General features: G+C 62.0%; 20 protein-coding genes and 1 pseudogene. 15 read left to right on the top strand and 6 right to left on the bottom strand.

The window, feature by feature from the left end; all coding sequences use genetic code 11:
- Nucleotides 1-131: 131 nt before the first annotated feature.
- Nucleotides 132-338, bottom strand: a pseudogene (locus CAF90_RS01980) (type II secretion system protein N); the annotation flags it as partial.
- Nucleotides 339-471: 133 nt separating this feature from the next.
- Between CAF90_RS01980 and gspH the strand changes: the two are divergent.
- Together gspH and CAF90_RS01970 are read left to right on the top strand one after the other, a co-directional pair.
- Nucleotides 472-924: a type II secretion system minor pseudopilin GspH gene (gspH, locus tag CAF90_RS01975; protein WP_011334577.1), complete on the top strand. Its 453-nt coding sequence runs from the start codon at nt 472-474 to the stop codon at nt 922-924.
- Nucleotides 921-1,529 (top strand): prepilin-type N-terminal cleavage/methylation domain-containing protein, encoded by a 609-nt coding sequence (locus tag CAF90_RS01970; protein ID WP_085603115.1) that lies wholly within the window; start codon nt 921-923, stop codon nt 1,527-1,529. Before gspH ends, CAF90_RS01970 begins: the two co-directional genes overlap by 4 nt.
- Nucleotides 1,530-1,670: 141 nt before the next feature.
- Here CAF90_RS01970 and CAF90_RS01965 read toward each other — a convergent pair whose 3' ends face one another.
- The 3 genes from CAF90_RS01965 to CAF90_RS01955 are packed head-to-tail and all read right to left on the bottom strand — an operon-like array spanning nt 1,671 to nt 3,922.
- Nucleotides 1,671-2,609, bottom strand: a complete 939-nt coding sequence (locus tag CAF90_RS01965; RefSeq protein ID WP_085605119.1) for a FecR family protein — start codon at nt 2,607-2,609, stop codon at nt 1,671-1,673.
- Nucleotides 2,610-2,654: 45 nt separating this feature from the next.
- Entirely contained in the window at nt 2,655-3,206 is a 552-nt protein-coding gene (locus CAF90_RS01960; RefSeq protein ID WP_011334580.1) for an RNA polymerase sigma factor, read from the bottom strand.
- Entirely contained in the window at nt 3,203-3,922 is a 720-nt protein-coding gene (locus CAF90_RS01955; RefSeq protein WP_085603113.1) for an STN domain-containing protein, read from the bottom strand. Before CAF90_RS01955 ends, CAF90_RS01960 begins: the two co-directional genes overlap by 4 nt.
- 150 nt (nt 3,923-4,072) lie before the next feature.
- Between CAF90_RS01955 and CAF90_RS01950 the strand changes: the two genes are divergently transcribed.
- Nucleotides 4,073-4,387, top strand: a complete 315-nt coding sequence (locus CAF90_RS01950) for a hypothetical protein (RefSeq protein ID WP_085603110.1) — start codon at nt 4,073-4,075, stop codon at nt 4,385-4,387.
- A gap of 144 nt (nt 4,388-4,531) precedes the next feature.
- Here the strand turns inward: CAF90_RS01950 and CAF90_RS01945 are convergent, their stop codons facing one another.
- Nucleotides 4,532-4,972 carry a carboxymuconolactone decarboxylase family protein gene (locus CAF90_RS01945; protein WP_007959341.1) on the bottom strand — a complete coding sequence of 147 codons (441 nt, stop codon included), beginning with the start codon at nt 4,970-4,972 and terminating at the stop codon, nt 4,532-4,534.
- Between the two features lie 198 nt (nt 4,973-5,170).
- On the opposite strand from CAF90_RS01945, the gene CAF90_RS01940 reads away from it, so the two are divergent.
- The 5 genes from CAF90_RS01940 to CAF90_RS01920 all read left to right on the top strand — a co-directional run bounded on the left by CAF90_RS01940 (nt 5,171) and on the right by CAF90_RS01920 (nt 9,376).
- The gene (locus CAF90_RS01940) at nt 5,171-6,607 is read left to right on the top strand and encodes a PLP-dependent aminotransferase family protein (RefSeq protein WP_085603108.1); all 1,437 of its coding nucleotides are present in this window, start codon (nt 5,171-5,173) and stop codon (nt 6,605-6,607) included.
- Between the two features lie 120 nt (nt 6,608-6,727).
- The gene (locus CAF90_RS01935) at nt 6,728-7,021 is read left to right on the top strand and encodes a putative quinol monooxygenase (protein ID WP_007959339.1); all 294 of its coding nucleotides are present in this window, start codon (nt 6,728-6,730) and stop codon (nt 7,019-7,021) included.
- A 203-nt stretch (nt 7,022-7,224) separates the two neighbouring features.
- The gene (locus CAF90_RS01930) at nt 7,225-7,644 is read left to right on the top strand and encodes a cupin domain-containing protein (RefSeq protein ID WP_085603106.1); all 420 of its coding nucleotides are present in this window, start codon (nt 7,225-7,227) and stop codon (nt 7,642-7,644) included.
- A gap of 228 nt (nt 7,645-7,872) precedes the next feature.
- The gene (locus CAF90_RS01925; protein ID WP_085603104.1) at nt 7,873-8,586 is read left to right on the top strand and encodes an ATPase; all 714 of its coding nucleotides are present in this window, start codon (nt 7,873-7,875) and stop codon (nt 8,584-8,586) included.
- Nucleotides 8,587-8,830: 244 nt separating this feature from the next.
- Nucleotides 8,831-9,376, top strand: a complete 546-nt coding sequence (locus CAF90_RS01920; RefSeq protein ID WP_085603102.1) for a hypothetical protein — start codon at nt 8,831-8,833, stop codon at nt 9,374-9,376.
- 84 nt (nt 9,377-9,460) lie between these two features.
- Here CAF90_RS01920 and CAF90_RS01915 read toward each other — a convergent pair whose 3' ends face one another.
- Nucleotides 9,461-14,347: an NAD-glutamate dehydrogenase gene (locus CAF90_RS01915; protein WP_085603100.1), complete on the bottom strand. Its 4,887-nt coding sequence runs from the start codon at nt 14,345-14,347 to the stop codon at nt 9,461-9,463.
- A gap of 516 nt (nt 14,348-14,863) precedes the next feature.
- Here CAF90_RS01915 and CAF90_RS01910 point away from each other — a divergent pair.
- The 7 genes from CAF90_RS01910 to CAF90_RS01880 all read left to right on the top strand — a co-directional run bounded on the left by CAF90_RS01910 (nt 14,864) and on the right by CAF90_RS01880 (nt 22,343).
- Nucleotides 14,864-15,217 carry a hypothetical protein gene (locus CAF90_RS01910; protein ID WP_003225678.1) on the top strand — a complete coding sequence of 118 codons (354 nt, stop codon included), beginning with the start codon at nt 14,864-14,866 and terminating at the stop codon, nt 15,215-15,217.
- Between the two features lie 280 nt (nt 15,218-15,497).
- Entirely contained in the window at nt 15,498-16,457 is a 960-nt protein-coding gene (locus tag CAF90_RS01905; RefSeq protein WP_007913915.1) for a MoxR family ATPase, read from the top strand.
- 5 nt (nt 16,458-16,462) lie between these two features.
- Nucleotides 16,463-17,407 carry a DUF58 domain-containing protein gene (locus CAF90_RS01900; protein ID WP_007959332.1) on the top strand — a complete coding sequence of 315 codons (945 nt, stop codon included), beginning with the start codon at nt 16,463-16,465 and terminating at the stop codon, nt 17,405-17,407.
- Nucleotides 17,404-17,901, top strand: a complete 498-nt coding sequence (locus CAF90_RS01895; RefSeq protein ID WP_007959331.1) for a DUF4381 domain-containing protein — start codon at nt 17,404-17,406, stop codon at nt 17,899-17,901. Before CAF90_RS01900 ends, CAF90_RS01895 begins: the two co-directional genes overlap by 4 nt.
- Entirely contained in the window at nt 17,894-18,973 is a 1,080-nt protein-coding gene (locus CAF90_RS01890) for a VWA domain-containing protein (RefSeq protein WP_085603098.1), read from the top strand. The genes CAF90_RS01895 and CAF90_RS01890 overlap by 8 nt, the downstream gene beginning before the upstream one ends.
- Complete coding sequence (locus CAF90_RS01885; RefSeq protein WP_085603096.1) at nt 18,970-20,706, top strand: VWA domain-containing protein; 1,737 nt, start codon at nt 18,970-18,972, stop codon at nt 20,704-20,706. Before CAF90_RS01890 ends, CAF90_RS01885 begins: the two co-directional genes overlap by 4 nt.
- Nucleotides 20,703-22,343, top strand: a complete 1,641-nt coding sequence (locus CAF90_RS01880; RefSeq protein WP_085603094.1) for a BatD family protein — start codon at nt 20,703-20,705, stop codon at nt 22,341-22,343. The genes CAF90_RS01885 and CAF90_RS01880 overlap by 4 nt, the downstream gene beginning before the upstream one ends.
- Nucleotides 22,344-22,389 lie beyond the last annotated feature (46 nt).

The raw sequence follows: 22,389 nt of genomic DNA, 5'->3' as shown, positions 1-22,389 counted from the left end.
ATGGGACATTTGCGCCAAGCTTCCTCCGGTTGGTCAAAAGCAATCAAGCACGTCCTCGGCGATCCAGTACCCGCCACCCGACTAAAACGCCAAAATCACACCAAAAGAGATCACGGCCTCACCAACCTAGGCATCTCCACCGGCGCCGTGCGGTTGGAAAACCACTGCAACGCCGGATTATCGCTACGCGCGGCGAGCAGTTGCGGCGTGGCCGCCGGGGTGTGAGATTCGGCGGTGGTCAGGAGCAGGGATGACCAGGTGGCGATGCCGACCAGGGCGGCCAGCAGTGCGGCGGCCTGGATGAGTTGGGGGGGTGAAAAGCGTGCGGTGAATCTCATGGGCTGAATCTCCTTTTAGTCCCGGTGACCAGACTACGCGGCAATTCTCACGGTTTTATTTCACACGCCTTACATGTTGGCCGTGCAGGATGGTTTTTTTGGGACGGGCTGGACGCAAGGGAGTGCGCATTCGATGAACCGGTGCAGGCAGCAGGGTTTTACGCTGATCGAGTTGATGGTGGTGCTGGTGATCATCGGTATCGCCAGTGCGGCGATCAGTCTGAGTATCAAGCCCGATCCGTTGCAGTTGCTGCGCAAGGACGCCGAGCGCGTGGCGCAGTTGCTGCAGATTGCCCAGGCCGAAGCCCGTGCGGATGGCCGGCCGATTGCGTGGTTGAGCGATGGCAAGGGGTTTCGGTTCAGTCGGCGCAGTGACAGTGGCAAGGGTTTTGATCATTTCGATCGGGACCCGCAGTTGCGGCCGCGTCCCTGGCAGAGTCCGAAGCTGGAGGTGCGGGTGGAGCCGAAGCAGAAGGTGGTGCTGAACGCGGAGTGGATCAATCCGCCGCTGCAGTTGACGCTGTCTGACGGGCTCAATCGGTTGAGTGTGCTGCGCGATGCTTCGGGCCGGATTAGCGTGCAATGAACAGACAACAAGGTTTTACGCTGATCGAGGTGATGGTCGCGATTCTGTTGATGGCGGTGGTCAGTCTGATTGCCTGGAAGGGGCTGGACAGTGTCACCCGCGCCGACAGCCATTTGCAGGCCAGTGGTGAGCAGAGCGACAGCCTGTTGCGGGCGTTGAATCAGATGCAGCGGGATGTGGAGATGCGCGCCGGGATCGAGCTGACGGAACCGAAGAAGGTCGGCACCGAGGATGAACCGGCGACGGCCCCGCCTGCCCTTACGGTGCGCAGCAGTGACAGCAAGGGGTTTCGGCTGGACATTATTCGTAGCGCGGCGGATCAGCCGGGGGCGTTGCAGCGGGTGCGCTGGTGGCTCAAGGGGGACACGTTGTATCGCGCGGTCGCGCCGGCGCGCAGTCGCTATCCGTTGCCGGCGCCTACGGCTGGGGTGGCGGTTTTGGGTGAGGTGAGTGATTTGCAGGTGCGGGTTTGGGAGATGGATAAGGGGTGGCGGCAGTTGAGTGGGAATCGGCGGGAGGATCCGTTGGGGCTGGAGGTGCGGTTGACTCGGGAGACGGCGCAGGGGGTGGAGAAGTATCGGCAGGTGATGGGGCCGTTGCAGTAGCGGCGGTCACCGTTGAACTTTGTGGGAGCCAGCCTGCTGGCGATGCGGTGGGTCAGGCAATGAGATGTCGGATGTGCTGCCCTCATCGCCAGCAGGCTGGCTCCCACAGGGATATAGGGTGTTTGTGAGTACTGTTTTTAGTTAGCTGAGGACGACTACGCCGCCCGGCAACTCGGTGCATTTGACGCCGTAGGCATCGCGGATCAATGCGCCTACGCCGGCCAGTTGGTCGAGGGAGAAACGTGCTTGTACGCGGCGTTGGCCGAGCTCGCGGTTGAGCAGCAGCAACATGCCTGGGCGGTAGCGGTTGATCTCGTCGATCATCTGGCTGAGGGTAGCCCCGTTGAACACAAGGACCTGTTGGCGCCAGTTGGTTACTGCCGCCGTGTCGACGCTTTGCACGGTGCCAACCTGTTGCGCGTCATAGGTCAATTGCTGGCCCGGTTCCAGGTGCAGGCTACGACCTTCAACTTCCACTTCTACCGCTCCATCAAGACACGTCACGCACACCTGTTGATCGAGATTGCGCAGGTTGAACCGCGCCCTGCTCGCCCGCAACCAACCGCCACCGGCCTGCATCGCCATCGGCAGCCGTGCGGTCTGCACTTCGACTTCGCCGCTGACCAGTTCAAAACCTTGCACGCCCTCATCCACCGAGCGTTGGTTGATGCGGGTCTGGGTGTTCAGTTCCAGGCTCAAGCCATCGGCCGGTTCGACGCGGCGTTGCTGGCCGACCTCGGTGATGTAATCCGCGCCGAGCCCGGAGAACCCGCCCGGAATCGTGCCGCGCACCAGCAGGAACGCCGCCGACGCGGCAATCGCGCCGCCGAGAAACGCCCGGCGTCCAAACCGTCGTGGCGCTTGCGTCGCTTCGACCGCCGGTTGCAGCAGGTGCCACAAAGCCTTGCACTCTTCGAAGGCGCGGGCGTGTTCGGGGCTTTGGGCGCACCACTGGCGCAGCGCTCGGGCGTCAGCGACCGTGGCGCGGCCGGAGGTCAGCAGGATCAGCCAGTCGCGGGCTTCGCTTTGCAGACGCTCGGCAGGCGTGGGCTCGGCAGGTGTCAGACGGAAGATGTTCAAACGCACAGGTACTCGACGGGTTGATCGGGACACTCAATCGGAGCTTCATTCACTAGACGGTTTTCCGGCCCCGCGACCGAACCGCTGAAACACTTTTCTTTCCAGTTTGGCCGCGCAGTGTCCGAGGGCGGCCTTGATTTCCTTCTCGACCATGCGCGTGGAGATGCCGAAACGCTGGGAGATTTCCAGGTGTGGCGCTTCTTCCAGGCGTGCGGCGATGAAGATCCGGCGGCGCCGGGCCGGCAGTTCGTAGAGGGCGCTGAGCAGGGACTGGATTTCCTTCTGGCCGCCGACTACACGCATTGGGTCCAGCGCTTCGTCGCTGACTTGCAGCAGCTCTTCGACTTCGCTGCCGGTGAGCAGCCGCGCATCGGCCTGGCGGCGGTCGGCGGCGATGTTCAGGGCCATGCGATAGAGGTAGGCGTTGGGCCGCAGCAGGTTCGGCGGCGCTTCCATGCGGTCGACCCGCAGGTAGGTTTCGTGCAGCACGTCGTTGGCCAGGTCCTCCGAGCCGAGACGGCGTCGCAGGCGCACCCGAAAGTCCTCGTAGGACGTCAGGAACAGCTGGACCATCGAACTTTGTCCGGCGTCTTTCATCCCCCGGAAACTCCTTCCCATTGTGTGCATTCCATGCGCTTTCCTGACGATTCGGGTAACAACAGCAACGTGACTGGCTGGCGCAATGCGCCGGGTGTCGGCCGGTCGATTTTGAGCGTGTGAAAACTGTCTACCAGCGCTGCATCGCGCCGTACATCGCCGGTCGAGGTGACCAACCGGTTGTGCTGCACCACGCCGTCGCGGCCGATCCACAGCTGTAACACCGCGCGAAAACTGCCGGGCCGGGTCAGCGGCGAGCGGCACAAGTTGCGTTCAATCGCGGCCTGCACCGCTGTGGCGTAACTGCGGTTGACCGCTGCGCTGGCGGGGGTCGGTTTCTCCGCCGGCATTGGCACTTCCTCGACTTGCGCAACCTGCAAGGTGAACGCGTCGTCGCGGCTGTACTTGGCCATCAATCCGCTGCCGCCGAGCATCCGGCGCAACGCTTCGGCGGCGGTGAATTCGCCATCCACCGCCAACGAACGTCGACCGCGACTCAACTGGCTGTCGACCAACACCGCCATGCCGGTGGCGCGGCTGAACTGATCGAGGGCACGGGCCAGTTCCTGGGCAGGGATGTGCAGCGTCATGCGCATCGTCGCTGGCATCGGGTCGGCGCCGGCGCGGCTCAGAAACAAGCCAAGCAGCAGCCCCAGACAGAGCTGGCGCACGAGCGCTGAGCGCGCAAATTCGTCCCTGGCACGGCCTCGCTGCACGGCTGATGTATCCCTGAAAACCGTCATCCTGAGGGCTGTTTATGAATCTGGTGTGACGGCCACTGCAAAAAAACCATCACGGGATCGGCGCCGCCGTTGCACTAGACTCTTGAGCTAGAGCGGCCCCTTCGGGCCGGCCAGGAGGCAGGCATGAAATCAGTCTGGAAAGTCGTCTTCGGCGGGTTGTTGCTGACAGTGTTGGGCGGTGCGCACGCGGAGCAGCCGCTGGGCTGCGTCGAGGTGACGGTGGGTGGTTACAAGGCGCCGAATTACGATTGCCTGAGCCAGCAGATGGGCAACAACCCCGATGGCGCGGCGGCTGCGCAGAAGAATCAGGAAGCGATGAATGTGCCGGTGAACAAGCGGCCGCCGAATCAGGTGGGGCTGGCGACGCCGGCGGCCACGAGTACGCGGATGGGCAACACGTTTGGCACGTCGGTGAAACCGCAGCGGCCACCGAACTAGTTTCGTAGATCGTTCCCACGCTCCGCGTGGGAATGCAGCCCGTGACGCTCTGCGTCACTGGACGCGGAGCGTCCCCAGAGGCATTCCCACGCGGAGCGTGGGAACGATCACTGTGTAGGAGGCGGAGCGATTGATGGCAAGTGGTCAGTCACTGGGAATCTGGCGGAAGCTCACCGCCAGGCGATTCCAGCTGTTGATGGTGCTGACGGCCATGGTCAGGTCTACCAGTTCCGTCTCGTTGAACTGTTCCCGCGCCTGCTGGTAAACATCGTCAGGCACCCGGCTATCCGCCAGCAGCGTCACGGCCTCGGTCCAGGCCAGCGCCGCCCGTTCGCGCAGGTTGAAGAAGCCGCTGTCGCGCCAGACGGCGATGGCGTACAGCCGTCGATCCGTCTCCCCTGCCCGCCGCGCTTCCACCGAATGCATGTCGGTGCAGAACGCGCAGCCATTGAGTTGCGAGGCGCGGATCTTGATCAGGTGCAGCAGCGGCGGTTCGATGCTCAGGCTGCTGGTCAGCGCTTCCAGGGCAATCATCGCTTTCATGGCTTTGGGTGAAGCGCTGTAGTAATCCAGACGCGGGGACATGGGCGGGCCTCGGGCAGCAGAAGAGTGATTTCACGGTAAGCGCTGATTCGGCAACGTTACAGCCCCAATTCCACGAAAAAACGGCAGACCACTGAACCGGAGGCCAATTCACGGTTTTTCGACCACGCAACTTCTGCCCCGCCCGCATTCGGGAGTAATCTGGCCGGCACACTCAATCGCCCGGAGAGCCCCCTCGGTATGGAACTTCATGTCGTGATCAACGGCCGCAAGGACCTGGCCGGTCAGTTGTACCAGCAACTGCGCGGCGCCATTGAATCCGGGCTTCTGGCCGCCGGCACGCAGTTGCCGCCCAGCCGTTTGCTCGCCGAGCAACTGGGGATCTCGCGCAAGACCATTTCCGACACTTACGCGCAGCTCACCTACGAGAATTTCCTCACCGGCGTGATCGGCAAAGGCACTTACGTCAACGCCCGCTCGACGCCGGTCCAGCGCAAGCAAAGCCATTCCGAGCTGGCCAGCTCCGAAGTAATCGAGAGCTGGCGCAATCTGCCGGTGTTCCTGCGCCATCCGACGCTTGAGGGTTCGCTGCGCTATGACTTCATCGGCGGCGCCACCAGCAAGGGCCAGTTTCCCCAGGATGACTGGCGCCGATGCGTCTCTCACGCGCTGCGGCAGATGGCCAATTCCAAAGGTTTCTACAGCGTGCCGGAAGGCCTGCCGGCGCTGCGCAACGCGATTGCCCGGCACATCGCGTTTTCCCGTGGCGTGAACTGTCAGGACGAGGACATCGTGGTCTGCAACGGCGCGCAACAGGCGCTGGATCTGATCACCCGGGTGTTGATCCGTCCCGGCAGTCTGGTGGCAATGGAAGATCCCGGTTACCCGCCCGCGCGGCTGCTGTTCGGCACTCACGGGGCGACGGTGGTCGGCGTGCCGGTGGATGCCGAGGGCATTCAGGTCGAGCGAATTCCCGAGGGCACGCGGCTGATTTACGTGACGCCATCGCACCAGTTCCCGCTGGGCATGCCGATGAGTCAGGCGCGGCGCGAGGCCCTGCTCGAACGGGCTCATGAGCTGGGCGCGATCATCATCGAGGACGACTATGACAGCGAGTTCCGCTACGAGGGCCGACCGACGGATTCGCTGCACAAGCTCGATCAGCGCGGCATCGTCGCCTACGTCGGCACCTTCTCGAAAACCCTGCTGCCGGAGCTGCGACTGGGCTACGCGATCCTGCCGCCGGCGATTCTCGAGGCGGTGATTCGCGCCAAGCAGCTCACCGATCTGCACGCTTCCACCCTGCCGCAATGGGCGCTGGCCAAGTTCATCGCCGAAGGGTGTCTGCTCAAGCACATCCGCCGCTGCCACACCATTTATGCCCAGCGCCGCGAACGGATTCTGGCGCGCATGGCCGCCGACCTTTCGCCCTGGCTGGAGGCCGTGCCGCCCAGCGCGGGTTTTCACATGGCGGTGTTCTGCAAGGTGCCGATCGACTTGCCGCTGGTGATCGAACTGGCGAAAAAGGTCGAAGTCGGGCTGTACGCCATCGACGGCTTCTATTATCAGCAGCCGGCCAAAAGCGGGATGTACTTCGGTTTCGGCGCCATCGAAACCCTGGACATCGATATCGCGCTCGACCGCCTGCGCGACATTCTGCAACAGGTCGTTGGGTAGATTGGACTAAACGATTAACCGCCGATTGGTTATTGGTGATCCGGGGGGGCAGGCCTATCCTGCACAAGCGTTATCCCTCAATGAGCAGGATTCGTCCGGCCTGATTCAGGAGTGTGAGCAATGTCCAACGAAGTGATCAACACCGTACAGGTGCAGGCTGCAGCCGGCCGATCGGAGGAGCTGGGCAAGCAGTTGCAGAAGATCGTCGAAACCCTGCGCGAAACGCCGGGCTGCGATTCCTACATGGTCGACCGCTGCCCCGAGGACAGCCACCGCTGGACGGTCAGCGCCCGCTGGCAGTCGGAAGCGGCGATGCAGGCGCATTTCAATCGCCCGGAAGCCCAGGGCTTCATCGACCTGATCGACAGTCGTCTGGCCAATAGCGTGGATTTCAACTCCTTTCCGATCGTTTGACCTTAAAGACCCCCATCGCGAGCAGGCTCGCTCCCACATTTGAATACGGTTGAATGTGGGAGCGAGCCTGCTCGCGATGGCGTATTTGAATGCGCTGAAATCCCCCAGATTGGTCACCCGAACTTCCCGAATATTGGCCGTTTGAATACCCCGGCCCGCAGACTACTGTGATTACCGACTCCCCCACTTATCAGGTGATCACCATGAAAGTCCTGCACTTGCTTGCCGCCCCGCTCGCCGTTCTGGCCCTCACCATCAGCGCTTCGGCACTGGCCCACGGCACCGATTCCCCATCCGAGAAAATCTCGGTGCTGCAGGATCAGATGCTGAAAAACGTCCCCGGCAAAAAAGCCATGATGATCGAAGTCGATTACAAACCCGGCCAGTCCTCGATCGCCCACAAACACGACGGCACCGCCATGGCCTACGTGCTTGAAGGCGAGATCGTTTCCCAGGTCAAAGGTGAACAACCGATCACCTACAAGAAGGGTCAGTACTGGTACGAGCCGGCCGGTTCCGAGCATTTGGTCTCGAAAAACGCCAGCAAGAGCAAACCGGCCAAGTTACTGGTATTCATGGTGCTGTCGCCCGATGAGAAAGTGTTGATCCCTCTGGAAAACTGATTGCTGTTACGTCAGCCATAAATAAAAACGCTCAAATCGTCGATTTGGGCGTTTTTAATACTGGTCGCAATTAACCTGCGCGGCTTACAGCAAATCAAACTATTGGTCTCCTGATAACTTCACTGATTGGTCGTTTCATAAAACCGCCACAGGTTTAGTCTGATTCAACTGCCGCGAAGAGTGGCAACTTAAACTTTCCGACTGAAGTTGTTTCACGGGAGAAACACCATGAAACCTGCGTTCGCCAGCACTCTGTTCCTTTCACTGCTGACACTGACGGCCTGCTCGGTCCCCACCGCGCCCAAAGCGGTATCGTCGCTCGACACCTTGCTGCCCCACCCGGTTGGCCGCAGCCATATGACCACCGTCAAGGCTGGCCCTGGCGTGTCGCTGGGCGTGATTTACAGCCCGAGCACCCAGACCAACCGCGACTACCTGCGCAACTACCAGGCCAACGCCGGCACCGGTTTCGGCCAGAGCCTGCTGGTGCAGCCGATCCACGATGCCTACGTCGCCACCTCGAAACCGGACATGGCGGTGGATTGGGTGAAAGCTTCGCTGCAACGTCAGTTCGGCTCGGTGACGGTGTACCCGGACATGCAGAGCCTGCGGGCGGCCAACCCGGATGTGGTGGCGATCGTCGACACTCACAGCCAGTTGATTACGTCGCGCAGTTCGGACGTCAAGGCGGATGTGAGTGCGGACTTTTATGACGGGAAGTTCAACTATATCGGCACGGCCCAAGGGACGGACGCCAGAGCGCTGAGTCCGTTGTGGGCGGATTACAAACGTTCGGAAGATATCGTGGCGGATATCAATGAACAGCAGAACGTACAAGTTCGGGCGCTGCAGAAATTTGACCAGTCGCTCAGTAATTTATTGACCAGGTCGGCAGGTAACGTGTCGATGCTTGATCACGAGCAGGGGCAAAACCTGCACTGACAGCCCCCCTTTGCCCCCTGGCATCTCCCGGAAAGGAGATCGCCAGGGAGAGGTATTGGTTCGAAATACACATATTAAAATAGAAGTATAAAACAACATTCAAACCCGCTTTAAAACTGCCCTCAGCCGTCATGTCCCTCACACAGCAATACCTCGCAACGCTTGCAGACTTCCATCTGAAAAAACCTCAATTAGATTAGTCGCCACACCACGCAAGACCCACTCGACATCATGGAAGATCATTATGAGCCTGAATCAAAAAAGATCGTTTTACGCACACCTGGAATATAACGGCAGCCGTTTGACTTTCCGGAATCTGCTGAATGAAAGTTACCCTGCCAGCGAAGCCAATGTCCTCACCACGCTGCCGTCCCAACCGCGCCACCCGGTTGGACCGACCCGAACCTACCCCAAATTCATTGCCTACTTCGCATGTTACGAGGATTACTACAACATCGAGATTCGCGGTCATGGTTACTTTGCTCACTACATCAGCAAAGGCGCTACCGGGAAGCTCAGCGCCATGCCGGGTGCTGGCGGAAAAACAACCTCCTTCAACTTGCTGGATGACAACAAAAGAATCATCACACTTGATGACCTGGGCACAAACAACGCAAATATTTACCTGAAAGCCCGAAATGCCGGAATCATCCAGTCCAATAGCAACGCTCAATATTTCAGTGAGCGCGCAGGTACAACCCTGAAGTTCAACCTCGAAATCCTGCAAAGGAATGTTGATTACCCCGGCGCTACGCCTGACACGTACGAGGATTTGATTGACGAGGATTGATATCTCGCAGACCCGCGCTTAAACCCGCCATAAATAAAAAGCCCCGCCTCTTTCGAGAGCGGGGCTTTTTCATTCAACGGCTACTCAAGCAAGCTCAAGCTCCGCAGTCGCCGCAGCAGGCACAACTGCCTGACCGCTCAGCGCCACGTCGTTCAGCTCGCGGTTGGCCACCGCGTACATGGCGTAGTCGGTGCCGCTGGCGGCACGGATTTCCACCAGCATGGCGCGCCAGCGTTCGATCATGGCGTCGTTCTGCTTCATCCACAGTGCCAGACGGGTTTCCACGTCCGAATCACCGCCGCCCGCTTGCAGAACAGCGATGGTGATCGCGCGTTGCTGCCAGTCGACGTCGTCGCGGAACGCTTCGCGGGCCAGGGCTTGCCAGTTGTTTTCAACCGGCAAGGCGCTGATCTGCGAAATGTACCAGGTGATGTCCAGCGCGCTGCCCACGGCGAAGTACGCCTTGGCCACTTCGGCTGGGTCCTGACCGGTCACGTCGGCCGCTTCGATGATCGGCAGCAGCGTGTAGAGGTGGGTAGTCCCCGCCACCATACGCGCCAGCAGTTCCGGAACACCGGCGGCGACGTACGCCTGATAGCGCGCCTGCCAGTTTTCGCGGATTTCGCCGCTCAGCAGCTCGTCCAGCTTCAGACCCAGCTCTTTCAGGTGCGGACCGAAATGCGCGACGTCACGGGCAGCGTTCTGCTCGTTGCGGCGGGCACGCAGGAACCAGCGCGTAGCGCGACGGCCCAGACGCATCAGCTCGTCCATCAGCTCCAGTTGCACGTCAGCGGAAACCTGATAGTCCAGCGCTTCGATCTGACGGAACCAGTGCGGGAGGTGGAAGATGTCGCGCACGATCACATAAGCGCCCGCCACGTTCGCCGGGGTCATGCCGGTGGACTCTTTGAGCCTTTGAACGAAGGTGATGCCCATGTGGTTGACCAGATCGTTGGCGATCTGGGTGCTGACGATCTCGCGCTTCAGGCGGTGACGACGCATGGCTTCGGAGAACTTGCTGACCAGAGTCGGCGGGAACGCCGTTTCCATGTCGCGGGTCAGGTAGTCGTCGTCCGGCACCAGGGAGCCCAGCAGCTGCTCCTTGAGGTCGATCTTGCTGTACGAGATCAGCACCGACAGCTCTGGACGGGTCAGGCCATGGCCTTCGGCAACGCGTTCGGCCAGTTGCTCTTCGGTCGGCAGGAACTCGATGGCGCGATCCAGCTTGCCACGGCCTTCCAGGTCGCCCATCAGACGCTTGTACTCAGCGATGCGCGCATAAGCGCGGCGGGCCGCCAGGGACAGGGCCTGAGTCTGCTTGTAGTTGTTGCCCAGCACCAGACCACCGACTTCGTCGGTCATGCTCGCCAGCAACTGGTTGCGTTGCTTGTCGGTCATGTCGCCGGCCTGAACCACTTCGTTCAGCAGGATCTTGATGTTCACTTCGTGGTCGGAGCAGTCCACGCCACCGGCGTTGTCGATGAAGTCGGTGTTGGAACCGCCGCCATTGAGACCGAATTCCACACGACCCAGTTGGGTCATGCCGAGGTTACCGCCCTCGCCCACCACTTTGCAGCGCAGTTCGTTGCCGTTCACGCGCAGGGCATCGTTGGCCTTGTCGCCGACATCGGCGTGGCTTTCGGTGCTGGCTTTGACGTAAGTACCGATACCGCCGTTCCACAGCAGATCCACCGGCGCCTTGAGCAAAGCGTTCAGCAGTTCGGTCGGGGTCAACTTGTCGGCCTGGATGTCGAAGCGCTCTTTCATCTGTGGCGAGATGGCGATGCTCTTCGCGCTGCGCGAGAAGATGCCGCCGCCTTCGGACATGATGCTGGTGTCGTAGTCGGACCAGGCCGAACGCGGCAGGTCGAACATGCGCTGACGCTCGACGAAGCTGGTGGCCGGGTTCGGGTTCGGGTCGATGAAGATGTGCATGTGGTTGAACGCGGCAACCAGTTGCAGCTTGTCGGACATCAACAGGCCGTTACCGAACACGTCACCGGCCATGTCGCCCACGCCGACCACCGTGATGCTGTCTTCCTGGACATTGATGCCGCGCTCGCGGAAGTGGCGCTGTACGCCAACCCACGCGCCCTTGGCGGTGATGCCCATTTTCTTGTGGTCGTAACCGGCCGAACCACCGGACGCGAACGCGTCACCCAGCCAGAAGCCATAGTCGATGGCGATGCCGTTGGCGATGTCGGAGAAGGTTGCAGTGCCCTTGTCCGCCGCGACCACCAGGTACGGGTCATCGTCGTCATGACGCACGACGTTGGCCGGCGGTACCAGTTTGCCGTCCTTCAGGTTGTCGGTGATGTCCAACAGGCCCGAGATGAAGATGCGGTAGCAGGCGATGCCCTCGGCCGCGATCTCGTCACGGCTGCCGCCCAGTGGCAGGCGACGCGGCAGGAAGCCGCCCTTCGCACCCACCGGCACGATGACCGAGTTTTTCACTTGCTGGGCTTTCACCAGGCCGAGGACTTCAGTACGGAAGTCTTCTTCACGGTCGGACCAGCGCAGACCACCGCGAGCAACGTTGCCGAAGCGCAGGTGCACGCCTTCGACGCGTGGCGAGTAAACGAAAATTTCGAACTTCGGAACCGGTTTCGGCAGCTCAGGGATCAAGTGCGGGTTGAACTTGAAGCTGAAGTACGACTTGTTCTGGCCGTTGGCGTCGGTCTGGTAGAAGTTGGTACGCAGGGTCGCTTTGATCAGGTCCAGATAACGACGCAGGATGCGGTCTTCGTTGAGGACTTGAACGTCGTCCAGCGCGGTCAGGATGGCCTGCTCCAGACGCTGTTGCTTGTCGTCCAGATCATCGCTGCCGAGCTTGCGGGCCAGATAGAAGCGGGTTTTGAACAACCGGGTCAGTTCGCGAGCGATGTCGGTGTGGTTGTTCAGGGTGCTGGCGATGTAGCCGAGGTCGAAGCCCAGGCGGATCTGCTTCAGGTAGCGGGCGTAGGCACGCAGCAGCGCAACGTCGCGCCATGGCAGGCCGGCGGTCAGCACCAGACGGTTGAACGCATCGTTCTCGGCATCGCCACGGACGATGTGGACGAACGCGTCCTGCAGGGTGTCGTTGAGTTGCTGGATGTCCAGGTCCAGACCTTCGGCTGCGGTGAACGCGAAGTCGTGGATCCAGAACTCGCGACCGTTGGTGTGACGCAGACGGTACGGGAATTCACCCAGCACGCGCAGACCGAGGTTTTCCAGGATCGGCAGTACGTCGGACAGGGCCAGCGGGGTATCGGCGTGATACAGCTTGCAGTGCAGCTCGCGCGGGCCGGAGGCCAACGGCTGGTAGAAGCTCATGGCCAGCGGCTTCTTCTCGCTCAGGTTGAGCAGGTGCTGCATGTCGACCACGGCCGAATGCGCTGCAAAACGCTCGCGGTAGCCGGCCGGGAAGCCTTTCGGGAAGTCGGCCAGCACGTTGGTGCCGTTGGCTTCGCCGAAGGTTTCGACGGTCAGGGCGGCGTAGTCGTCCTGCCAGCTGCGGCAGGCCTGGATCACTTCGTTTTCCAGTTGCAGCGGGTCGATGTCGATGCGGTTTTTCGGGTCGACGCGCAGGATCAGTTGCACGCGGGCCAGCACGGACTCGGAGAAGAAGGTCCAGAATTCGCAGTCGGAGGCTTTCAGGCGCTCCATCAATACTTGCTGGATCTTCTGGCGAACTTCGGTGGAGTAGATGTCGCGCGGCACGTAGGCCAGGCAGTAGCAGAAACGACCGTACGGGTCTTTGCGCAGGAACACGCGGATCTTGTTGCGTTCCTGGATCTGCACGATCGACATCACGGTGCTGAACAGTTCGTCGACCGGGGTCTGGAACAGGTCGTCACGCGGCAGCACTTCCAGAACCTGAGCCAGTTCCTTGCCCAGGTGAGCCTTGGCCTGGAAGCCCGAGCGGCGCTCGATTTCCTCGACCTTGCGGCGGATGAACGGGATGACACGCACGCTTTCGCCATACACCGACGAGGTGTACAGGCCCATGAAGCGGTGTTCCTTGATCACTTTGCCGTCGGCGTCGAGTTCACGGATCGACACGTAATCCGGGTAGGCCGGACGGTGTACGCGGCTCGGGTGCGCGGCTTTAGCGAACGACAGCAGGGTCGGTTCGCGCAGGTAATTGACGGCGTAGTCTTCGATGCGCAGCTCGTCATAGGTCATGCCGGTGCGCAGCAGTTTGGTCAGGCCAAGGAAGGAATCCTGGTCGTACTTGATGTGGCCGCCATCCGGCTCATCGGTCACGGTGAATTCTTCGTAGCCGAGGAAGGTGAAGTGGTTGCCCACCAGCCATTCCAGGAAGCTCTTGATTTCGTTCTTTTCGTCGGCATCGACGGCGAATGCGCTGTTATCGAGCTTGGTGAGGATTTCCTGCACCTTGGCCTTCATCGGCTCGAAATCGGCGACCGCGACGCGGACTTCACCCAGGACCTGTTCCAGTTCCTTGGTCAGCACATTCAGTTCGGCCGCGTTGGCGCAGCGGTCGATTTCCAGGTACATCAGCGACTCGTGCAGCACGCCTTCGCCGGTCGAACCTTTTGGCAGGATTTCCAGCAACTCGCCCTTGCTGCCACGACGCACGCTGAGCACGGTGGTCTGCAGGGTGTGGATGCTGTAGCCGCGACGGTTCAGCTCGGTACGCACCGAGTCCACCAGGAACGGCAAGTCATGGTGCAGCACTTCGACCGCGGTGTGGGTCGACTGCCAGCCGTGACGTTCGTAATCGGGGTTGTAGACGCGCACTTGTGGTTGCGCGTGATCGAAGCGCTCAAGCAGGCGCCACGCAGAAAGAGTACAGCCAGCGAGGTCGGAGAGGCGACGTTGGGTCAGCTCGTCCAGGGAAATGATGCCGAAGAATTGTTCAGCGAACAGCGCCACTTGTGGCAGTGCCTGTTCACTGATGTGCTGCGCCAGTGCCGCTTGCAGTTGGTGCTGGAAGTCGGCTTTGCTGGCTGCGGTGAAGAACGCCATCTGTGGTACTCCGCTTGGGCTTGTTATTGATGGAAAGCGTCGCGTACAAAACCCCTTTCGGGGCGTTCCGTCGCCCTGTTCCTGATTCTCGGGCAGAGGAAACAGGGTGACAGGTGGGTGAAGCTGGACGAGACACTCAGGTCACATTCACCTTCCATGAATGGGCATCTGCAAAAACGACTGCCCGGCGCCGCTCGCGGGGCCCTGGCAATGCCTTTACGGGTGCTCATCCGTTGCGCAGCTTAATGGGTGCGACAATGTGTCTGCTTGCGGTGCTGCGACATATTCGGTCATTGGCACGTAAACCAAGGCCTGCGCATCGGTAAACACTAGCATTCATAGGGCGGAACGCCGGTCTGAATGCCCGTTTTTACGGTACAGGCGTGCCAGGAATGACCATTGACCTGTGTCGCGTTCACGACACATCCTCTGACACTCTCACATGCAGAAATTCCCGGGGGCTGGCAGAATCGCGCCCAATTGCGACCAACAAGCCCGCCGAGGCAGGAATTCCCCATGCAAATGACCACCGCCCTTTTGATCGTCAACCCGTGCGACGACGAAGAAGACAACATGGCCATGCTCTGCTGCCACAGCGACAAGGGCGACATGTTCCTGATGAGCCGCTACCCGGACGAGGACGAGCTGGAGATCACCCTGGATGGCGAGCCGTCGACCCTTGATGGCGTCAAGGTCACCTTGACCAAGACTCTGCTGAAGATCGAAATCGCGGCCGCCGATGCCGATGCGTTGAACGGGGATGATGTGCTGGAAATCACCTTCAATCCGGACATGGTGGATCTGGCCGAGGTTGAGGAAACCCTGAAGAACATTCTTGATGGTACTGGCACTTACATCAGCCAGATTTGAGGGTGTCTGAACTGGCGCCTTCGCGAGCAAGCTCGCTCCCACAGTGACCGCGTTCTGTCAGGAGAACATGGTTCATTGTGGGAGCGAGCTTGCTCGCGATAGGGCCCGAAAGAACACCGCACATCCCCCGCCCTACAAAATTCCAACAATTGCCCCGGTCATTTCCCGCACTTTGCGCAAAATGCCGTTAGTCGCCACCCCCTGCGATGGATTAAAGTAACGCCCCCAGCCCCGGCGTTATCCGAACGCCTGTGGCCACCCTTTCCAGGAACAGTCATCGATGGAACATCGTGAAGCGCTGCTGGCGCTGCGAACCTTTCTTTCAACGCAGATTCTCGGCCAGGAAAAACTTATCGAGCGCTTGCTCATCGCCCTGCTCGCCGACGGCCACATGCTGGTCGAGGGCGCTCCGGGTCTGGCCAAGACCAAAGCGATCAAAGAGCTCGCCGAGGGCATCGAAGCCCAGTTCCATCGCATCCAGTTCACCCCGGACCTGCTGCCGGCCGACATCACCGGCACCGAGATCTATCGCCCGGAAACCGGCAGCTTCGTGTTCCAGCAAGGCCCGATCTTCCACAACCTGGTGCTGGCGGACGAAATCAACCGTGCCCCGGCCAAGGTCCAGTCGGCATTGCTCGAAGCGATGGCCGAACGTCAGGTCAGTGTCGGGCGCAGTACTTACGAGCTGTCGCCGCTGTTTCTGGTGATGGCCACGCAGAACCCGATCGAGCAGGAAGGCACCTATCCGCTGCCCGAAGCCCAGCTCGACCGGTTCCTGATGCACGTGAAAATCGGTTTCCCGGACGCCGCCGTCGAACGCCGGATCCTGCAACAAGCCCGTGGCGAAGCCCTGAACGGCGAAACCAAGCCCGAACGCCGGGTCAGCCAGCAGGCGATCTTCGCCGCGCGCAAGGAAATCCTCGGTCTGTATATGGCGGACGCCGTGGAGGAATACCTCGTGCAACTGGTCATGGCCACGCGCAACCCGGCCAAGTTCGACCCGGAAATGGCCGAGTGGATCGCCTACGGCGCCAGCCCGCGCGGCTCGATCGCCCTCGACCGCTGCGCCCGCGCCCACGCCTGGCTGGCCGGTCGCGACTTCGTCAGCCCGGAAGACATCCAGGCTGTGCTGTTCGACGTGTTGCGTCACCGCATTATTCTGTCGTTCGAGGCCGAAGCCGCTGGCATCGACCAGGATCGGGTGGTGCAACGGATTCTCGACGTCGTAGCCGTCGCTTGACCCCGATGAACGCCTCTCTGCCGTCCGAACCGGGCATCCGCATCAGCCTCGCCGAGCTGATCGAGATGCGTCACCGCGTGCGCGAAGTGCAGCTGTTTTCCACGCCGAGCCAGCGCAGTCCGCTGATCGGCCTGCACCACTCCAAGTTTCGTGGTCGTGGCGTCGACTTCGATCAGGTGCGGGTCTATCAGGCCGGCGACGACGTGCGCACCATCGACTGGCGCGTCACCGCGCGGACGCAGGAACCGCACACCAAACTGTTCCATGAAGAACGTGAACGGCCGATTTTCATCATGGTCGAGCAAAGCACGCGGCTGTTTTTCGGTTCCGGGCTGATGTTCAAGTCGGTGCTCGCAGCGCAGGCAGCGGCGCTGATCGGCTGGGCCGCGCTGGGTCACAACGACCGGGTGGGCGGGCTGGTGTTCGGCGACAACGAGCACTACGAAATCAAACCGCGTCGCAGCAAGCAGAGCCTTTTGCAACTGCTCAACCGGCTGGTGAAGGTCAATCAGTCGCTGCACAGCGAGCGGGAGCCGGATCGCGATGCGTTTGGAGTGGCGTTGCGCCGGGCCCGCGAAGTGCTGCGACCGGGCAGTCTGGTGATCGTGATCTGCGACGAGCGCGCACTGTCCGACAGCGCCGAGCAGCAATTGAGCCTGTTGTCGCGCCATTGCGACCTTTTGATGCTGCCGCTTTCCGATCCGCTGGACCACGCCCTGCCCGCTGCTGGGCTGCTGAGATTCGCCGAACGCGGCGCGCAGCTGGAACTCGACACCCTCAACTTCGACCTGCGCCAGACCTACCGCGCCCAGGCCGAAGCGCGCATCGCCCGCTGGGAGTTGCTCGCGCAGAAGCTGCGCGTACTGCTGATGCCGCTGAGCACCCAGAGCGAAATGGTCGAACAGATGCGCGAGTTCCTGAACCCGCAGCGTCCGGGGAAAGGTCGATGAACGGCCTCGAACAACTGCAACCGCTGATCTCCCCGCCACCGATTGCCTTCTGGCCGCCGGCGCCGGGCTGGTGGTTGCTGCTTTTACTGTTGCCGGTAATCGGTTTCGCGATCTGGCGGCTGCGACGTTTCATTCCGATCAAGAAGAAACCGATCGTGCGCGCCGAACTGCCACTCGACCCGGTGCGCATCGCCGCACTCGCCGAACTGGCGCAGATGCCCAAACCCTACGACGGTGCCCCGGCCGGTGCCTGGCTGCAGCAGCTCAACGGCCTGCTCAAGCGCCTGTGCCGCAACCACTATCCCTACAGCCAGAGCCACACCCTCAACGGCCGCAAATGGCTGGCGTTTCTCGACAACCGTTGCCCCGCCGCCGGCCTGACCCGCTGGATGGTGCTCGTCGAAGGCGCCTACAAACCCGAGTGCAAGCTCGACGACAAAGCCATCGCCGGCCTGACCCAGGCAGTCGACACCTGGATCCGCAAACATGTTTGAGTTCGCCTGGCCGTGGATCTTTCTGCTGTTGCCGCTGCCGTGGCTGATGCGCCTTGTGCTGCCGGTGGCCGACAGCGGCGAGCCGGCGCTGAAAGTGAGTTTTCTGGGTGACCTGGAAGGCCTCGCCCGCCGTCGCGCCCGGGCCAATCTGCCAGCGTGGCGCCAGCAAGCGCCGTTCATGCTGCTGTGGTTGTTTCTGCTGATCGCCGCCGCCCGCCCGCAATGGCTCGGCGAACCGCTGCCGATTGCCGCCAGCGGCCGTGATCTGCTGGTGGCGGTGGACGTGTCCGGCTCGATGGACTTCCCGGACATGCAATGGAACGACGAAGACGTCAGTCGCCTGTCGCTGGTTCAGCATTTGCTCGGTGATTTTCTCGAAAGCCGCGATGGCGACCGCGTCGGCCTGATCCTGTTTGGCAGCCAGGCTTACCTGCAAGCGCCGCTGACGTTTGACCGGCGCACCGTGCGGGTCTGGCTCGACGAAGCGCGGATCGGCATCGCCGGCAAGAACACCGCGATTGGCGACGCCATCGGCCTGGCCCTGAAGCGCCTGCGCATGCGTCCGGCCCAGAGCCGGGTGCTGATTCTGGTCACCGACGGCGCGAACAATGGCGGCGAAATCGACCCGCTGACCGCCGCAAAACTGGCCGCCAGCGAAGGTGTGAAAATCTATCCGATCGGTATCGGTGCCGATCCTGAAGAAAGCGGCGCCACGGCGTTGCTCGGCGGCAACCCGACCCTCGATCTCGACGAACCGGCGCTCAAGGCCATCGCCGAGGTCACCGGCGGCCAGTACTTCCGCGCTCGCGACGGCCAGCAACTGCAAGCGATCAAGGACACCCTCGATCAGCTCGAACCGGTGACTCAGCAACCGACCCAGGCCCGTCCGGCACAGGCGTTGTATCAGTGGCCGCTGGCATTCGCGCTGCTGCTGAGCATTTTGCTGGTCGCCCGTGTGTTGTGGCCGGACAACCCGCTGCAACGGCTGTTCACCAAGGAGCTGTATCTGCAAAGCCCCCTGCCTGACTGGCGCGAGCGCCTCAAGCGCCTGCGTTTGCGGAGGCGCCGATGATCGCCCTGTGGCCGCACTGGTTCCGCCCCTGGTGGCTGTTGCTGCTGCCGTTGCTCGGCTGGCTGATCTGGCAGCTCTGGCACCGACAGAAGCGCGCAGGTCGCTGGCAGATGATTCTGCCGCCGGCCTTTCACGCCACGCTGCTCAGTGGCGGCAGCGGTCGCGACAGCAAGTTGCCGTGGGTCGCCCTGAGCGTGGCCTGGCTGCTGACGATTCTGGCGTTGCTCGGGCCGAGCTGGGAGCGGGTCGAACAGACCAGCCAGAAACCCGCCGATCCGTTGGTGGTGGTGCTGGAGCTGACCCCGGAAATGCTCGCCACCGATTCGCCGCCAACGCGACTGGAACAGGCCCGGCGCAAGCTGTTCGACCTGCTGAAAGTGCGCAGCGACGCCCAGACCGCCATCGTCGTTTACGCCGGCAGCGCCCATACGCTGGTGCCGCTGTCGGATGACCTGGCGACCAGTCGCAACCTGCTCGACGCGCTCAAGCCTTCGCTGATGCCGGAAAGCGGCCATCGCGCCGATCTGGCAGTGAGCAAGGCGTTGGCGTTGCTCAAGCAGGGTGCGTTGGGTCAGGGGCGGATTCTGCTGATCGGTTCTTCGCTGTCGGAAGAAGAACGCCAGGGCATTCGCCATGCGCTCAGCGGCCAATCGGCGCAGTTGTTGATGCTCGGCATCGGCACCGCCGAGGGTGCACCGATTGCTCAGGAGGACGGAAGTTTCCTCAAGGACGCCCAGGGCGCGATCCGGGTACCGCAACTCGACAGCCCGGGCCTCGGCGCATTCCTCAACGCAGTCGGCGGCGAGTACCGCAGCGCACGGCTGGATGAATCCGATCTGGGCGACCTCGGCCTGCTCGATGGCCCGCGCAGCCTGCGCAACGATGGCCAGACCGTGCGCCTCGACACCTGGGCCGATCAGGGTTACTGGCTGCTGTTGCCACTGTTGCTGCTCGCCGCGTGCGCCGGGCGGCGTGGCTGGTTGTTCTGCCTGCCGTTGCTGCTGGCATTGCCGCAACCGAGCTATGCCTTCGACTTCGAAGACCTGTGGCTGCGCCCCGATCAGCAAGGCCTGCATCTGCTCAAACAGAAGCGCCCGGCCGAAGCGGCGAAGCATTTCGAAGATCCGCAATGGCAAGGGGTGGCGTTGTACGAGGCCGGCGACTACAGTGGCGCCGCTCAGCGTTTCGCCGAGGGCAATGACGCCCACGCCCACTACAATCGTGGCAACGCCCTGGCCAGAGGCGGCGAGCTGGAAGCAGCGCTGGACGCCTACGAACAGGCCCTGGAACGTCAGCCGGATCTGCGTCCGGCGCTGACCAACAAGGCGCTGGTGGAAAACCTGCTGAAACAGAAAAACGCCCCGCCGCCGGCCGAACCGCAAGACAAACCGGCGCAGCCAAACATACCGGGCGATGAACCACCGCCACCGACCGCACCACCACCAGCGGTCAAAAGCGAAACCCACAGCGAGCCGCAAACCGGCGAGTCCGCCAGCGAGCCGCCACCGACTACCCCGCCGTTGCCGGGTGCCAACGAGCTGCCGGACAGCGAACCGGGCGAGGAGCAGAACACCCAGCCGCTGCTGCGCCCCAATGAGGACAACCTCGAAGGCGAGCAACAGCAGGCGCTGGAACAATGGCTGGGCAAGATCCCGGATGACCCGGGCGAACTGCTGCGACGCAAATTCTGGTACGAACAGCAACAACATCAGGATCAGGAAAACATTCGATGACCCGTTTCACCGCTCTCTTGCTGCCCCTACTGATCTGCACGGCCACCGCCCAGGCGGCCGAGCTGACGGCCAGTGTGGATCGCAGTCGCCTGAACTCCGGCGAGACGGTCGAACTCACCCTCGAATCCAACGATGTCACGCAGTTCGGCAAACCGGATCTGAGCCCGCTGGAGCCGCTGTTCGAAGTGCGCGGCACGCGTCAGGTCAACCAGTTGAACACGCTCAACGGTGACAACCGCGCCACCACTCGCTGGATCATCACGCTGCTGCCCAAGCAGAACGGCAGCGTTGAAATCCCGCCGCTGAAACTGGGCGACGTCGAGAGCCAGCCGATCACCGTGCAGGTGATCGAGAGCGACACCCGCGAAGAGAACAATGCCCGCGAACCGGTGTTCATCGAAGCCAGCCTCGACCAGACCAACGTCTATGTGCAGGCCCAGGCCATCCTGACGTTGCGCATCTACCATTCGGTGTCGCTGTACGACGACAGCAGCCTGACGCCGTTGCAGATCGCCGACGCGCGCATCGAGCAACTGGGCGACATGCGCACCTATGAAAAAGACATCAACGGTGTGCGCCATGGCGTGATCGAGATGCGTTATGCGATCTATCCGCAGCACAGCGGTTTACTGAGCATCGCCCCGCAGACGTTCAGCGCCACACTGGTCGACACCCAGCCCTCGCAGGACGCCACGGCGCAGGGGCCCAAGCCCGGCAAACTGATGCGCGTCAGCTCCAGCGCCACGTCGCTGACGGTCAAACCGAAACCGATGACCTACCCCAGCGACGCACCGTGGCTGCCGGCCCGCAGCCTGAGCCTGAGCGAGAGCTGGAACCCGGAGCCGGAACACACTCAGGTCGGCGACTCCCTGACCCGCAGCCTGACCCTCAAGGTCGAAGGCCTGGCCAGCTCGCAGCTGCCCGCCCTGCCCGCCACCGAGGCCAATGGCCTGCGCCGCTATCCGGATCAACCGGTGCTGAACAACCAGAGCAGCGACCGCGGCCTGATCGGCAGCCGTGAAGAACGCGAAGCGCTGGTGCCGAGCCGCAGTGGCTCGATCGAATTGCCAACGGTGGACGTGGTCTGGTGGAACACTTTCGAAGACCACCTGGAACACACCAGCCTGCCGGCACGTACCCTGCAAGTGGCGAACAACCCGAGCCTGCAAGTCGACACCCCGGCGGGCAACGCACTACCGCTCAGCGCGGCCGACAGCGAAGCCTTGTGGTGGTGGAAACTCAGCACGTTCGTTTTCGCCTGCACCACCCTGCTCGGCTTCGGCCTCTGGTGGCGTGCCCGCTGGCAACCGGCAATCCTGCGCGCCGCGCAAACCGGCCCAAGCCCGCGCACCCTGCTCGACGACATCAAACGCGCCAGCCAGGCCAACGACCCCCACGCCACCCGCCAGGCCCTCGACGCCTGGGCCCGCCAACAGCCGGAAACCCTGGCGGATATGGCGGCGCGGTTTGTCCCCTTGTCGGATGCGCTCGACGGCTTGAACGGAGCGCTGTACAGCGAGACCGGGCAGCATTGGCAGGGTGAGGATTTGTGGCGGGCGATCCGGACGATCCCAACGGCGGAGCGGGTGCAGGATCCGGTCGGGGACAGCGGGTTGCCGCCGCTTTATCCGAAGTAGTTGCAGTCCGATCGAGGCTTTTGCCCGTAAACTCTCTTCTTTTTCG

The sequence above is a fragment of the Pseudomonas sp. B37(2017) genome, assembly GCF_002112885.1.
GTDB lineage: Bacteria > Pseudomonadota > Gammaproteobacteria > Pseudomonadales > Pseudomonadaceae > Aquipseudomonas > Aquipseudomonas paraglycinae.
Note: the sequence above shows the minus strand (reverse complement) of the source record. Positions and strands in the feature narration are given on the sequence as shown.